The sequence below is a fragment of the Rhizobium chutanense genome, assembly GCF_002531935.1.
GTDB classification, from domain to species: Bacteria; Pseudomonadota; Alphaproteobacteria; order Rhizobiales; family Rhizobiaceae; genus Rhizobium; species Rhizobium chutanense.
The window spans coordinates 299285-313909 of sequence record NZ_NWSV01000002.1 but is presented as its reverse complement, the minus strand read 5'-3'; the positions used below and the strand labels follow the sequence as shown (position 1 = coordinate 313909).

At 62.7% G+C, this 14625-nt stretch carries 8 protein-coding genes and 1 pseudogene; 3 read left to right on the top strand and 6 right to left on the bottom strand.

Annotated features, from left to right (window positions below):
* Window positions 1-3 precede the first annotated feature (3 nt).
* Together CO666_RS04065 and CO666_RS04060 are read right to left on the bottom strand one after the other, a co-directional pair.
* Window positions 4-1347 (bottom strand): sigma-54-dependent transcriptional regulator, encoded by a 1344-nt coding sequence (locus tag CO666_RS04065; RefSeq protein ID WP_097610852.1) that lies wholly within the window; start codon window positions 1345-1347, stop codon window positions 4-6.
* A 4-nt stretch (window positions 1348-1351) separates the two neighbouring features.
* Complete coding sequence (locus tag CO666_RS04060) at window positions 1352-3208, bottom strand: sensor histidine kinase (protein ID WP_097611029.1); 1857 nt, start codon at window positions 3206-3208, stop codon at window positions 1352-1354.
* A 238-nt stretch (window positions 3209-3446) separates the two neighbouring features.
* Between CO666_RS04060 and CO666_RS04055 the strand changes: the two genes are divergently transcribed.
* Entirely contained in the window at window positions 3447-4781 is a 1335-nt protein-coding gene (locus CO666_RS04055) for a dicarboxylate/amino acid:cation symporter (protein WP_097610851.1), read from the top strand.
* A 65-nt stretch (window positions 4782-4846) separates the two neighbouring features.
* On the opposite strand, the pseudogene CO666_RS04050 reads toward CO666_RS04055, so the two are convergent.
* The 3 genes and pseudogenes from CO666_RS04050 to greA all read right to left on the bottom strand — a co-directional run bounded on the left by CO666_RS04050 (window position 4847) and on the right by greA (window position 7818).
* Window positions 4847-6054, bottom strand: a pseudogene (locus CO666_RS04050) (IS481 family transposase).
* Window positions 6055-6254: 200 nt separating this feature from the next.
* The gene (locus CO666_RS04045) at window positions 6255-7313 is read right to left on the bottom strand and encodes a glycosyltransferase family 4 protein (RefSeq protein WP_097610850.1); all 1059 of its coding nucleotides are present in this window, start codon (window positions 7311-7313) and stop codon (window positions 6255-6257) included.
* Between the two features lie 28 nt (window positions 7314-7341).
* A complete protein-coding gene (gene greA, locus CO666_RS04040) occupies window positions 7342-7818 on the bottom strand; it encodes a transcription elongation factor GreA (RefSeq protein WP_085739005.1) in 477 nt (158 codons plus the stop codon).
* Window positions 7819-8060: 242 nt separating this feature from the next.
* Between greA and CO666_RS04035 the strand changes: the two genes are divergently transcribed.
* On the top strand, window positions 8061-9293 hold the full coding sequence (locus CO666_RS04035) for a putative DNA modification/repair radical SAM protein (protein WP_097610849.1): 1233 nt from the start codon (window positions 8061-8063) through the stop codon (window positions 9291-9293).
* Window positions 9293-10747, top strand: coding sequence for a UdgX family uracil-DNA binding protein (locus CO666_RS04030; protein WP_097610848.1), 1455 nt, complete (start codon window positions 9293-9295; stop codon window positions 10745-10747). Before CO666_RS04035 ends, CO666_RS04030 begins: the two co-directional genes overlap by 1 nt.
* Window positions 10748-10831: 84 nt before the next feature.
* On the opposite strand, the gene carB is transcribed toward CO666_RS04030, so the two are convergent.
* Complete coding sequence (gene carB / locus CO666_RS04025) at window positions 10832-14320, bottom strand: carbamoyl-phosphate synthase large subunit (protein ID WP_097610847.1); 3489 nt, start codon at window positions 14318-14320, stop codon at window positions 10832-10834.
* Window positions 14321-14625 lie beyond the last annotated feature (305 nt).

The following is a 14625-nucleotide window of genomic DNA, read 5'->3' as shown; positions in this document are numbered from 1 at the left end:
GGCTTACTTGCGCGCATAGCCGCCGCGGTTGATGCCGTGGCGCTGGAGCTTGTCGTAAAAGGTCTTTCTCGGAATGCCGAGCGCTTCGATGGTGCGGCGCACGTCGCCGTCATTGGCCGCGAGCGCATCGCGGATGATCTCCGCCTCGTAGCGTTCGAGCCGTTCGGGCAGCGTGGCGCCCGTCGGCTGCGCAGGCACCGCCGCCGCTCCGCCGCCTTCGACGCCCAGCACCACGCGTTCGGCATAGTGGGAGAGCTCGCGGACATTGCCCGGCCATGCATGGGTGGCGAGATGGCGGCGAATATTCTCTGAGAGCTGCGGGATATCGCGGCGAAAACGCTCGGCGGCGCGGGCGGCGAAGTGGGAGAACAGCAGTGGAATATCGTCGCGCCGTTCTCTGAGCGGCGGAATGGAGATCGTCACCACATTCAGCCGGTAATAGAGATCCTCACGAAAATCACCGCGCAGATCGGGATCCCCGAGGTCGATCTTGGCGGCGGCGACGACACGAAGATCGACCGGGCGGACTTCATTGGTGCCGAGCGGGGTGATTTCGCGCATCTCCAGCACCCTCAGCATCTTGACCTGGGTGGCGACCGGCATGCTTTCGATCTCGTCGAGGAACAACGTGCCGCCGCTTGCATGTTCGATGCGGCCGGTGCGGCGCTTCTGGGCGCCGGTAAAAGCGCCCGCCTCATGGCCGAACAGCTCGCTTTCGATGACGGTTTCGGGGAGCGCCCCGCAGTTCAACGCGACGAAATTGCCCTTCCGGCGGTGGCTCCATTGATGCAGGATCTGGGCGACCACTTCCTTGCCGCTGCCGGTTTCGCCGGCGACCAGCACATCCACATCGGTATCGGCAATGTGGCGAAGAATGTTTCTCAGGTTTTCCATCACGGGCGTCTGGCCGATCAGCGGCGAATTCTCCTGCGCATCTTCGGCCGCTTTCCGCAGCATGCGGTTTTCCAGAACGAGCCGGCGCTTTTCGCTGGCGCGGCGCACGCTCTGCACCAGCCGGTCGGACGGGAAGGGCTTGGCGATGAAATCATAGGCGCCGTCCTGGATCGCCTGAACGGCCATCGGAATATCGCCGTGGCCGGTCATCAGGATCACCGGCAGGTCGGCGTCCATGCCCTGCAGCGTGGCGAAGAGCTGCAGCCCGTCGATCTCGGGCATGCGGATATCGGTGACCACGGGGCCGGCAAAGTCCGCCGGCAGGTCGGCCAGAGCGGCTTTCGCGCCGTCATAGGCGGAAACGGAAAATCCGGCGAGTTCGAGCGTCTGGGCGGTGGCGCGGCGCAAATCCCTGTCGTCGTCGATCAGCGCAACGGGCAACGGTGTGGCCATGATCTCAAGCCTTCCTCAGATGAACCATGAAGCGGGTTCCGCTGCCATCGCTCTCCACCTCCATCCGCCCGCCGTAATCGCCGACGATATCCTTGGAGATGACCAATCCCAGGCCGAGACCGCTTTCCTTCGAGGTGTTGAACGGCGTGAACAGGCCTTTGCGGATATCGGGCGAAATACCGGGGCCGTTGTCGGCGACCGTCACCGTTACCATGCCTGCATCGGTTGATGTCCTGATCTCGACGCGACCTTCTTCGGCTTTCGGCGCCACCGCCTCGAGCGCGTTCTGAAGCAGGTTGATAAGCACTTGCTCGAGACGGATCCGGTTTCCCATCACCTGCAGCTCGGCAGCCGGCAGGTCGATGTCGAGCGTATCCATGCGGCCGGCAAAGCGGCTGCGCAACAGCATCACCGCACCCTCGATGACGTCCTTCAATCCCGTCGGTTCGGCGTTGCCGCGGCCTTTGCGGGCAAAGGTCTTCAGCTCCTCGGTGATCGAGCCTATGCGCTCCGTCAGCGCCGCGATGCTTTCGAGATTTTCGCCTGCGGGCGCCGTCTGACCGCGATCGAGGAAGGTGCGGGCGTTATCCGCATAGGCGCGGATGGTTGCCACCGGCTGATTGATCTCGTGGGCGACACCGGCCGCCACCTGACCGAGAATGGCCAGGCGGTTCGCCTGCACCAGATCCTGCTGTACCGCCTGCAGCTTCTGCTCCGTGCTCCTGTGGTCTGTGATTTCGGCCTGCAATCGGTCGCGCGCCTGGCTGAGATCCTGGGTCCGCTCGACGACCCGCCGTTCCAGTTCCTCCCGAGCCTGCTGTTCCCTGAAAATTTTGAGGGTGATCGCCTGGCGGCGGCGCAACAGGAACGCTGTGCCCGACAGCAGCGGCAGGAGCATCAGCAATGCCAGCATCCGGGCTTCGCGAATGCCCGCATCGACCGACGGCCCCAGCGCCACCAGATGCTGCAAATGCCATGCAGTGGCGGGAACCGGCATTGCGACATCGAGGAACCTGGTTTTCCCGGCGCCGCCCGGCATGACGATCTCGACGACGTCGAGCCTGTCGCCGAGGCTTCGGATGGTATCGAGCGGCAACGGCTGCAGCGGCGCATCGCCGAACTGCAGGCTTTCGCGGATCGCCGTCAACCGATCGTCGGCGATCCGGCCGATCGTCATGAACCGCCACGACGGGACGCTGGTAATGAGGACGATGCCGCGATCGTCAATCACGTAGGACGGCGCGTCCGAGGCATTCCAATCCGCCTCGACGTCGTCGAATTCCACCTTGACCACGACGACGCCGAGGAGCCCGCTGCCGCCTGATATCCGCTCGGATATATAGAGGCCGGGTTTCTTGCTGACGGTGCCGAGCGCGAAGTGCTCGGCCTGTCCCATCGCGACCGCCCCCTGAAAATATTCGCGGAAGCGATAGTCATTGCCGACGAAGCTCGTGGGTTCGCGCCAGTTGCTGGCCGAAACCGCCATGCCGTCCTTGTCGATGACATAGATGACGGCAGCCTTCGTGCCCGCTGCCAACATTTCCAGCTTCCGGCTGAGCTGCTCGAACGTGGCGGCATCGTTTCCCGTCAGCGCTGCTGCGAGTGCAGCGTCCTGCGACAGCACGAAGGGAAGCGCCCGGTATTTTTCGAGAACCGTGCGCAGCAATGCCGCATTCAGCCTTGCATCCGTGCGCGCCTGTTCTTCGAGGGCGGTCTCGGCCCGGTACCGGCCAATCTCGCCGCCGGCCCACAGGCTCGCGACGACGGCGACAAGTGCGATCGCTGCAAAGGCCCACCACATCCGGCGGATGCGGTGTTGCAGGGGCAGGGAAGACCACAGCGGCGACAGGGACAAGGACATGGCGGATTGTGCATTTTTCTGCACGGGATGCAAATGGATTTGTGCGGATTTCCGCATAGTTCAACGGGTCGTCGGCGACTTTGATAAATTTTATATAGTAAAATCAATTATTTAATTTTATTTCCAAAACTGGCACGGTGATTGCGAAGGAGATGGCAACAACGGCTGAGCTGTTGGACTTGAAGCGAACGGCTCGGGAGGCCGGAGTTCGTTCCGGACGAGCCTTTAGGAGGACATCATGATCGCAGCACCATTCGATGCAGTCGCAGACAGCAAGGGCAAGAAGCCCTTTTATTCCCATCTTTACGTTCAGGTTCTCGCGGCCATCGCCGCCGGCATCCTGCTCGGCCATTTCTACCCCGAACTCGGGGCGCAATTGAAGCCGCTTGGCGATGCCTTCATCAAGCTCGTCAAGATGATCATTGCACCGGTCATCTTCCTGACGGTTGCGACCGGCATTGCCGGCATGAGCGACCTGAAAAAGGTCGGCCGCGTCGCCGGCAAGGCGATGCTTTACTTCCTGACCTTCTCGACGCTGGCGCTCGTCATCGGCATGATCGTCGCCAATGTCGTCCAGCCCGGCGCCGGCATGAACATCGATCCGGCTTCGCTCGATCCCACCGCCGTCGCCACCTATGCCTCGAAGGCGCATGAGCAGAGCATCGTCGGTTTCCTCACCAACATCATCCCGACGACGATTGTCGGCGCCTTTGCCGATGGCGACATTCTGCAGGTGCTGTTCTTCTCGGTGCTGTTCGGCATCGCGCTTGCCATGGTCGGCGAAAAGGGCGAGCAGGTCGTCGGCTTCCTCAATGCCCTGACGGCTCCGGTCTTCAAGCTGGTGGCCATCCTGATGAAGGCCGCCCCGATCGGCGCTTTCGGCGCCATGGCCTTCACCATCGGCAAGTACGGCATCGGCTCGATCGCCAATCTCGCCATGCTGATCGGCACCTTCTACATCACCTCGCTGCTATTCGTTCTGGTCGTTCTCGGCGCCGTCGCCCGCTACAACGGCTTCTCGATCCTGGCGCTGCTGCGCTACATCAAGGAAGAACTGCTGCTGGTCCTTGGCACCTCGTCTTCGGAAGCCGCGCTTCCGGGCCTAATGAACAAGATGGAAAAGGCCGGCTGCAAGCGCTCGGTCGTCGGTCTCGTCATCCCCACGGGCTATTCCTTCAATCTCGACGGCACCAACATCTACATGACGCTGGCTGCCCTCTTCATTGCCCAGGCAACCGGCATCAACCTCTCCTGGGGTGACCAGATCCTGCTGCTCCTGGTGGCGATGCTGAGCTCCAAGGGTGCCGCAGGTATCACCGGCGCCGGCTTCATCACGCTTGCCGCAACGCTCTCCGTCGTGCCCTCCGTGCCGGTCGCCGGCATGGCGCTCATCCTCGGCATTGACCGTTTCATGTCGGAATGCCGGGCGCTGACCAATCTCGTCGGCAACGCGGTCGCAACGATCGTCGTGGCCCGCTGGGAAAACGAGCTTGATACGGCCCAGCTTGCTAGAGCGCTGGGCGGCCAGGCAGAAGAGGGCGCTCCGGCTGCCGGGCTTCAGCCGGCGGAATAACCGGCCTGATAATTCGTCATCCCTGGATATTGCAGCGGCCCGTCATCCGACGGGCCGTTCGCTTGTTAGCTCTCCACTTTCGTCATCCTCGGCCTTGTTGTATAGCCCGGATACATACCTGACAGATGTTCGGAGACATGCCTGACACTTAGTCCTGGCTTTTGAGGTCGATTTTTGCGACCTGGGTTGCGCCAAAGAAGACGCCGTAGAGACCGTCTTGCTGGAGCGGGCGGATAGCGAGGCATTCGGTTTTGAAGGCGTTGGGCACGCGCCAGGCCCGTCCCTTGAAGCTGACATAGCCCTTGGTTGTTCCAACGCGGCGCACGATTTCGCCGCTGTTATAGTCTGGTTCGGGCAGGCGGTCGGGGAAGGGGCGCGGTGAAGGCCGGTAGCGGCTGGCCGGTACGGCCATGTCGATGCCCTGGTGGGGACGGTAGTGGTTGTAGATGTCACGCCAGCGGTCGAAGGCTTGTTGCGCCTGGGCGTGGCTGGCGAGTGCGGCGAAGTCGAAGACCTCCGCCTTGAGGCTGCGGTGGAAGCGTTCGTTCTTACCGCGGCCCTGGGGGTGGTAGGGCCTGGCATGGATGAGGTCGATGCCGAGCTTGAGCAGCCAGACGCGCAACCTTGTCCATTGGTTGGGCACGCCGGTGCCCCATGGATTGCCGTTGTCGGTATAGATGGCCATCGGCAGGCCGTGGCGGCGCAGGATCGTCTCCAGCCGGCCGCGGACGGTCTGCAGGCGCTCGTCGGCGCAGGCTTCGAGCCCGACGGCGAAGCGGGAATGGTCGTCGATGACAGTCAGCGGATGGCACCAGAGGCCCGAGACGAGCTGCGTGCGACCCTTGAAGTCCATCTGCCATAGCAGGTTGGGCGCCTCGCGCTCGAAGCGGCCGAGCGCCGGCTGCCCGCCCATCTGCGGCCCGATACGGTCGTGACGCACCAGTATGGCATGGACAGTGGAGGCTGACGGCGGCGCGGTCCCGAGATCCTGCAGCCGGCGGGCGATCTTGCGCGCTCCCCAGGCCGGATGTTCGTCGCGTATATCAAGCACCGCGCCTTCGAGATCGGCTGCGGTGCGCCGCGGGCTCGCATGCGGCCGGCGGGAGCGGTCCTCTACGGGCTCGCCCGCCTGCAGGCGCTGCAGCCAGACATAGCCCGTTTGCCGGCTGATGCCGAAGCGCTGGCAAAGCGCAGAGACGTTCGCACCCTCAAGCCCCGCCAACCGGCAGAATTCCAATCGCTCATCCACAACTGACCTCGACCGCCAAACCATGCCGACCTCCCGAAAAATCATCTCGAAAGTGTCAGGCATGTCTCCGAACATCTGTCAGGTATGTATCCGGGCTTTACACTTGTGCCGAGGATCTGCTGCCCTATCGACCGAAGGCAGATGCTCGGGACAAGCCCGAGCATGACGGAGGAGGGGTTGGCGCGGCTATTTCCGTGGTCCAACCGGCCGTTTCTTTTTCGGCTTCAGCCGCGGTTGTCGCCGAGAAGTCTGGTATAAACGGCGCCGATCGCGTTTGCTTCTTTTTCCAGCGCAAAATTCGCCCTGACATGCCGCAGCGCGTTCTCGCCACGGGCGATCGCCAATGCGGGATCTGCGATATAGGGGGCGATGGCGCGGGTCAGCGCCTCACCGTCGCCGGCGGCGACGACCGAGCCGGCCTCGCCCTCGGCGATCAGTTCGGCATAGGCGCCCGCATCCGATGCCACCACCGCCGTCCGTGAGGCCATGGCTTCGAGCGGCGTCAGGCCGAAGCCTTCGTTGCGAGAGGGCGCGACGTAAAGCGTCAGGCGGCGGTACCAGACCTTGATGTCAGGCACTTCGCCAAGGAAGAGGATGCGATCGCCGAGGCCGGCGGCGGCGACATCGGCCTTGAGCTTGTCGCCGAAGGCGGTGTGCTCCGCGGTCACCCGGCCGGAAACAACAGCCGTCCATTCCGGGTGCTTCGGCAGCAGCTCGATCATCGCCTGGACGAAGAGGTCAGTGCCTTTCTGATGGCGCACGCGGCCGAAGCAGCCGACGAGATAGCGTCCGGGCAGGCCGGTGGCGGCAATGCCGTCCTCTGCCGTTTCCGGCGGATGGAACAGTGAAAGGTCGACGCCGTGCTGGATGACCGTGTGGGGCATCTCAAGGAAGGAGCCGGACCGGTCGCTGGTTGCGATCACCGCGTCCATGCGGCGGATCAGCCATTTTGTGTAGGCGGTGTGGCGGCGTTGCGCGGCCGAGGTGAAGAGCAGTTTCAGCGGCATGCGCAGGACATGGCGAAGCAGGATGCCGACGGCCATCTCATTGTTGCGGCGTGCGTGCCAGACGCGCTGGCGCCGGCGCGCCGGCGGGCGCCAGAGGCCGGCGAGCTGGCGCCACTTCAGCTTCGGCAGGCCTTCCGGCAGGCCGGGGCCGAGTGTCGCGATCCTGAAACCGAGGCGGATCTGGCATGGGATGAGCTGGACGATGGTCGACGTGACGCCGGAGAGCCGGCGCTTGAAATTGGGCGCGATGATCTCGACGTCACGAATATCCGGCAAGGGATGGGGTCTCGCGTCTGGCGGGCGATCAGCCCCAGGTCACCTGGAGAATTTCATAGGCCTTCGAGCCGCCCGGCGCATTGACCTCGATGGAATCGCCGACTTCCTTGCCGATCAGCGCGCGGGCGATCGGGGAGGAGATCGAGATGCGGCCGGCCTTGACGTCGGCTTCCTGGTCGCCGACGATCTGGTAGGTCTTTTCTTCCTCGGTGTCCTCGTCGACGAGTTTCACCTTGGCGCCGAACTTGATCTTGTCGCCGGACATCTTGGTGAGGTCGATAACCTCGGCGCGCGCCGTCAGGTCTTCCAGCTCGCTGATGCGGCCTTCATTGTGGCTCTGGGCTTCCTTGGCGGCGTGATATTCGGCGTTTTCGGAAAGGTCGCCATGAGCACGGGCCTCGGCGATCGCCTCGATGATTCGGGGGCGCTCCTCCTGCTGACGCCAGCGCAGCTCTTCCTGCAGCTTGACGAAACCACCCTGTGTCATCGGTACCTTTTCAACCATTTTTTTGTCCTTCACTCCTTGTGTTTGCGCAATCAGGCGCCCACACAAAAGAAAACAGGTCCCGAAGGGGAGCTTCGGAACCGTGCCACAATTCTAGTTAAGTGCTTATAGCAGATCGGCAAGGCCGATTTCCAGAAAATTCGCATAGGTGAAATACAACCCACTGCGGCATCGGGCGAAATGGGCAGCGGCGGGATGGTTTCGGTTGACTGGGCGCATTAGAACATATAGTGAACACAAGAATGAAGAAGTCGCTTGCCGAACGCTTGGCCATTCTTTCCGACGCCGCGAAATATGACGCTTCCTGCGCCTCCAGTGGCACGGTGAGACGCGATTCGAGCGCAAGCGGAGGACTGGGTTCGACCGAGGGATCCGGTATTTGCCATGCCTATGCTCCGGATGGGCGGTGCATTTCGCTTCTGAAGATACTGCTCACCAATTTCTGCATCTATGACTGCGCCTATTGCGTCAATCGCTCGTCGAGCAATGTCGAGCGGGCACGTTTCACGGCGGAGGAGGTCGTCTGGCTGACGCTGGAATTCTACCGCCGCAACTATATCGAAGGCCTGTTCCTTTCCTCCGGCATCATTCGTTCGTCCGATTACACGATGGAGGAGATGGTCCGTATCGTCCGTGAATTGCGTGTAACCCATCATTTTCGCGGTTATATCCATCTGAAAGCGATCCCCGAAGCATCGCCGCATTTGATCGAGGAGGCGGGACTTCATGCCGACAGGCTGTCGCTCAATATCGAGTTGCCGACCGACAGCGGCATCACCCGCTTCGCACCGGAGAAGAAACCCGCCAATATAAGGCGATCGATGGGCGATCTCAGGCTGAAGATCGAGGCGGCGGGCGAACCGACGCTTAAGACGAAGAAACGCCAGCGTTTCGTTCCGGCCGGCCAGAGCACGCAGATGATCGTCGGGGCGGACGGGGCGAGTGACGCGACTATCCTTGCGAGCAGCGGCCGGCTCTACAGCAGCTATGGCCTGAAGCGCGTCTATTATTCCGCCTTCAGCCCGATCCCGGATTCGTCGAAAAACCTGCCGCTGATCAAGCCGCCGCTGATGCGCGAGCATCGGCTTTACCAGGCCGACTGGCTCTATCGCTTCTACGGTTTCGGCATCGACGAGATCACGGCCAACCAGGCGGGCGGCATGCTCGATCTCAATCTCGATCCGAAACTCGCCTGGGCGCTCGCCAATCGGGGCGAATTTCCCGTCGATATCAATAAAGCCGAACGCGAGCGATTGCTGCGCGTACCCGGGCTCGGTACCAAGACGGTGAAGGCAATCGTTTCGGCCCGCCGCTTTCGTCGGCTCCGGCTCGACGATCTCTCGCGGCTCGGCGTTTCGATCAAGAAGGTTCAATCCTTCATCTCGGCAGAAGGCTGGTCGCCGCGCCGGCTGATCGACCGCGCGGACCTTCGCGCCATGTTCGAGCCGCAACCTGAACAAATGTCGTTGCTGTGATGCGCCGGGTCGTGCTTGCAGGACGGGGCGATCTTGGCGAGTGGCGCGATGCCGCGCGCGCTTTTGCGGCCGCCGGCATCCTGCCTGAGGAGATCGACTGGCGCGAAAAAAGTGCTGAGGCGGATCTTTCATTTCAGCGCGACGCCATGCCGCCGGAGCCTGCGGCGACACGCAAGCCGATGACGGTGCCGCCGGCCTTCATCGAGCTTGCCGAGACGGTTCTTTGCCATTCCGATCCGGCGCGGTTCTCGCTGCTTTACCGCCTGCTCTGGCGGCTGCAGCTGGACCGGCAGCTGCTCGAAGCGGCCTCCGACGAGGATGTGGTGCGTGTCCGGCTGATGGCGAAAAATGTCCGGCGCGATGCGCACAAGATGACGGCCTTCGTACGTTTCAAGGAAGTTGGTGCGGAGCCGGAGGGTCGGCGAAAATTCATCGCCTGGTTCGAGCCGGACCACCATATCGTCAGGCGCACGGCGCCCTTCTTCCAGCGGCGCTTCACCGACATGGACTGGCTGATCGCAACGCCCAAGGGCTCGGCCGCTTGGGACGGGGAGCGGCTGACGATGAGAGACGAACCGTGCGAGAAGCCCAATCTGAGCGACGCCGCGGACGAACTCTGGCGTACCTACTACGCCAACATCTTCAATCCGGCGCGATTGAAGGTGAAGGCGATGCAGGCGGAGATGCCGAAGAAATACTGGAAGAACCTGCCGGAAGCCGATCTCATCCCCGGGCTGATTGCGTCGGCCGAGAGCAAGGTGCGGGAGATGGCGGCGCGCGAGGCGACGCAATCGCTGCCCTTTCACGACCGGCTGCAGGCGGCGGCGCGCAACCATCCCGCAGAGCCCGAGGCTTTGGCCGGCACGCTGGAAGCCCTCAGCAGCGAAGCTGCCGTCTGCACCCGTTGTCCGCTGCATGAGAAGGCCACGCAGACCGTGTTCGGGGAGGGGCCGGACGATGCGGAGGTGATGTTTGTCGGCGAGCAGCCGGGCGACCAGGAGGATATTGCCGGCCGCCCCTTCGTCGGTCCGGCCGGCCGGTTGCTCGACCAGGTGATAGCGGAGGCGGGTATCGACCGCTCAAGGCTCTATGTCACCAATGCCGTCAAGCATTTCAAATATGAGCCGCGCGGCAAGCGCCGCATCCACCAGAAGCCCAACATGGGCGAGGTGAAGCATTGCCGCTGGTGGCTCGATCTGGAAATAAAACTGGTCAAACCCAAGCTGATTGTAGCCATGGGAGCGACGGCGCTTGCCGCGCTGACCGATGCGAAGCAGCGTCTCCAGGATATCAGGGGGCAGGCGATGGCAATCGAAGGTGGGCGGAGGCTGTTCGTGACAGTGCATCCGTCCTATCTGCTGCGGATTCCCGACGAGCGATTGAAGGCGGAGGAACTCGCACGATTTCGAGACGATATGCTGAAAATACAGCGGCTTATCACAGCGACCGGATAGTTTGATTCCGGAATGTGGCGCCTCTGCCGGAATGACATGGGCCACCGCTCGATCGAGCGGTGGCCCCGTTTATCTCGATCGATCTCAGGCGAAATAGCTCTGCAGCGGCCGCACTTCGAGATTGCCTGCTTTCAGCGCCTTGATCGCCTGGGCGGCGGCTTCGGCGCCGGCCATCGTCGTGTAGTAGGGCACCTTCTGCATCAGCGTCGCGCGGCGCAGCGATTTCGAGTCGGAGATCGCCTTATTGCCGTCGGTGGTGTTGATCACGAGCTGGACCTGGCGATTGCGGATCGCGTCCTCGATATGCGGACGGCCTTCGAGCACCTTGTTGATCTTGGTGGCGGTGATGCCGTTTTCGCCGAGGAAGCGGGCGGTGCCGCCGGTTGCCAGTACCTTGAAGCCCTGTTCGACGAGAATGCGGATCGCCGGCAGCACGCGCGCCTTGTCCTCGTCGCGTACGGAGACGAAGACCGTTCCGTCACGCGGCAGCTCAACGCCGGCGCCGAGCTGCGACTTGGCGAAGGCCAGGGCAAAATCGGTATCGAGGCCGATAACTTCGCCGGTCGAGCGCATTTCCGGGCCGAGCAGCGTGTCGACGCCGGGGAAGCGGGCGAAGGGGAAGACGGCTTCCTTGACGGCGATGTGCTTCAGCCGGCGCGGATCGGGCTTTTGCCCATAAGCGGCGAAGGTTGCGTCAAGTTTCTCGCCGGCCATGACGCGGGCGGCGATCTTGGCGATCGGCGCGCCGATGGTCTTGGCGACGAAGGGCACGGTGCGCGAGGCGCGCGGATTGACTTCGAGAACGTAGACGGTGCCGTCTTTGATGGCGAACTGGACGTTCATCAGGCCGCCGACATTGAGCGCCTTGGCCATCGCCTTTGCCTGGCGCTCGAGTTCGTCGATCAGTTCGACGGGCAGCGAGCGCGGCGGCAGCGAGCAGGCCGAGTCACCGGAATGGATGCCGGCTTCCTCGATATGTTCCATGATGCCGGCGACATAGACGTCGGTGCCATCGCAGAGGCAGTCGACGTCGACTTCGATGGCATGGCTGAGATAGCTGTCGAAGAGCAGCGGGTTCTTGCCGAGCAGGGTGTTGATCTGGCCAGTCTTGTCGTTGGGATAACGCTGCTTGATATCTTCGGGCACCAGTTCCGGAACGGTGTCGAGCAGGTAGGTCTGCAGCTGGCCTTCCGAATGCAGGATCTGCATGGCGCGGCCGCCGAGCACGTAGGACGGACGCACGACCAGCGGGAAGCCGATTTCGGCGGCGACCAGGCGGGCCTGCTCGACCGAATAGGCGATGCCGTTGTTCGGCTGGTTGAGGTCGAGCTTCATCAGAAGCTTCTGGAAGCGGTCGCGGTCTTCGGCGAGGTCGATCATATCGGGCGCAGTGCCGAGGATCGGAATGCCGTTCTTTTCCAGCGCCTCGGCAAGCTTCAGCGGCGTCTGGCCGCCAAACTGGACGATGACGCCGACGACTTCGCCTTTTTCCTGCTCGGCGCGCAGGATCTCGATCACATCCTCGGCCGTCAGCGGCTCGAAATAGAGGCGGTCTGACGTGTCGTAGTCGGTCGAGACGGTTTCCGGGTTGCAGTTGATCATGATCGCTTCGTAACCGGCATCCTTCAGCGCGAAGGCGGCATGGCAGCAGCAATAATCGAACTCGATGCCCTGGCCGATGCGGTTCGGGCCGCCGCCGAGGATGACGACCTTCTTGCGGTCGGAGACTTCGGCCTCGGAGCGGACGGCGCCGACGAAGGGCGTCTCATAGGTCGAATACATGTAGGCGGTCGGCGAGGCGAATTCGGCAGCACAGGTATCGATCCGCTTGAAGACCGGGCGGACGTTCAGGCTGTTTCGAAACTCGGCGATCTGCTTCGGGCGCTTGCCGGTCAGTGTTGCCAGGCGCGCATCGGAAAAGCCCATGGCCTTCAGCATGCGCAGGTTGGCGGCATCCTCCGGCAGGCCGTGCTCGCGGATACGGGCTTCCGTGTCGACGATGTTCTTGAGTTCGGCAATGAACCAGGGATCGATCTTGCAGCCCTCATGCACCTCTTCGATGCTCAGACCCATGCGCAGCGCCTGGGCGACCATGCGCAGGCGATCCGGTGTCGGTGTGCCGATGGCGGCGCGAATGGCGTTGTGGCTGGATTCGCCTTCCTCGGAGTCGGGGATCTCGATCTCGTCGAGGCCGGTCAGACCGGTTTCGAGACCGCGCAGCGCCTTCTGCAGCGATTCGGCGAAGGTTCGGCCGATCGCCATGACTTCACCGACCGATTTCATTGCGGTCGTCAGAACCGGCGAGGCGCCGGGGAATTTCTCGAAGGCGAAACGCGGGATCTTGGTGACGACGTAGTCGATCGACGGTTCGAAGGAGGCAGGCGTGGCGCCGCCGGTGATATCGTTGTCCAATTCGTCAAGCGTATAGCCGATGGCGAGCTTGGCGGCGATCTTGGCGATCGGGAAACCGGTGGCCTTGGAGGCGAGCGCTGAGGAGCGCGACACACGCGGGTTCATTTCGATGACGACGAGACGGCCGTCCTTCGGATTGACGGCGAACTGCACGTTCGAGCCGCCGGTCTCGACGCCGATCTCGCGCAGCACCGCGATCGAGGCGTTGCGCATGATCTGGTATTCCTTGTCGGTCAGCGTCAGCGCCGGGGCGACGGTGATCGAATCGCCGGTGTGGACGCCCATCGGATCGATGTTTTCGATCGAGCAGATGATGATGCAGTTGTCCGCCTTGTCGCGGACGACCTCCATTTCATACTCCTTCCAGCCGAGCACCGATTCTTCGATCAGCACTTCGGTGGTCGGCGAAGCATCGAGGCCGCCGCCGACGATCTCGAAGAATTCCGAGCGGTTGTAGGCAATGCCGCCGCCGGTGCCGCCGAGGGTGAAGGAGGGGCGGATGATGGCGGGCAGGCCGACATGGTCGAGCGCCTGGGCGGCGATCGCCACAGCATGGTTCATGTAGCGCTGCTTGCGGTCGCTTTCACCGAGGTTCCACTGGTTTTCCAGCTCGTCCAGCGCCTTGTCGAGGTCGGGGCCGGAGAGGCTTTCGCGCAGCTTGCTGCGCTCGGCCTCGTGCGTCTTGCGATCGAGGTCCTTGATGTCGGTGGCGTTGGCCAGCATCGAGCGGGGCGTTTCCAGGCCGATGCGGGCCATGGCTTCGCGGAACAGCGCGCGGTCCTCGGCCATGTCGATGGCGGCGGGCTTGGCGCCGATCATCTCGACATTGTATCGGTCGAGCACGCCCATGCGCTTCAGCGAGAGGGCGGTATTCAACGCCGTCTGGCCGCCCATGGTCGGCAGCAGCGCGTCCGGGCGCTCCTTGGCGATGATCTTGGCGACGACCTCGGGGGTGATCGGCTCGACGTAGGTAGCGTCGGCAAGGCCCGGATCGGTCATGATCGTCGCCGGGTTGGAGTTGACGAGGATGACGCGGTAGCCTTCCTCCTTCAGCGCCTTGCAGGCCTGGGTACCGGAATAGTCGAATTCGCAAGCCTGGCCAATGACGATCGGTCCCGCGCCGATGATGAGGATCGATTTGATGTCTTGGCGCTTCGGCATGGGCGATATCCATTGTCTGGCTGCGCAAAAAGCCGGCCAGGGTGGGAGATCACCAGGTCGGGTCGCGCATTGAGGTCTTTTCAGGCTAGAAGCGGCTTATAGGCAAATGTATTTGCAAACGGAACCCCATAAATCGCGGAATCGACAGGAATCCCGACATAGTGCGAAAGTCTATTTCCCGTCCGGCAGGACCGCACCCGTATTTTGCCGCCACGTTCTCGCGGAGGCGGGGCCGATCGCCCGGATGAAGTCGCTGGAATTCCGGCCGGCGACGGATATATAGATTCGTTAAAGTGCAAGCAGAG

Bases quoted from the DNA above. Each gene is read 5' to 3' on its own strand.
- CO666_RS04065 (WP_097610852.1), bottom strand. From the start codon at position 1,347: ATGGCCACACCGTTGCCCGTTGCGCTGATCGACGACGACAGGGATTTG.
- CO666_RS04060 (WP_097611029.1), bottom strand. From the start codon at position 3,208: ATGTCCTTGTCCCTGTCGCCGCTGTGGTCTTCCCTGCCCCTGCAACAC.
- CO666_RS04055 (WP_097610851.1), top strand. From the start codon at position 3,447: ATGATCGCAGCACCATTCGATGCAGTCGCAGACAGCAAGGGCAAGAAG.
- greA (WP_085739005.1), bottom strand. From the start codon at position 7,818: ATGGTTGAAAAGGTACCGATGACACAGGGTGGTTTCGTCAAGCTGCAG.
- CO666_RS04035 (WP_097610849.1), top strand. From the start codon at position 8,061: ATGAAGAAGTCGCTTGCCGAACGCTTGGCCATTCTTTCCGACGCCGCG.
- CO666_RS04030 (WP_097610848.1), top strand. From the start codon at position 9,293: ATGCGCCGGGTCGTGCTTGCAGGACGGGGCGATCTTGGCGAGTGGCGC.
- carB (WP_097610847.1), bottom strand. From the start codon at position 14,320: ATGCCGAAGCGCCAAGACATCAAATCGATCCTCATCATCGGCGCGGGA.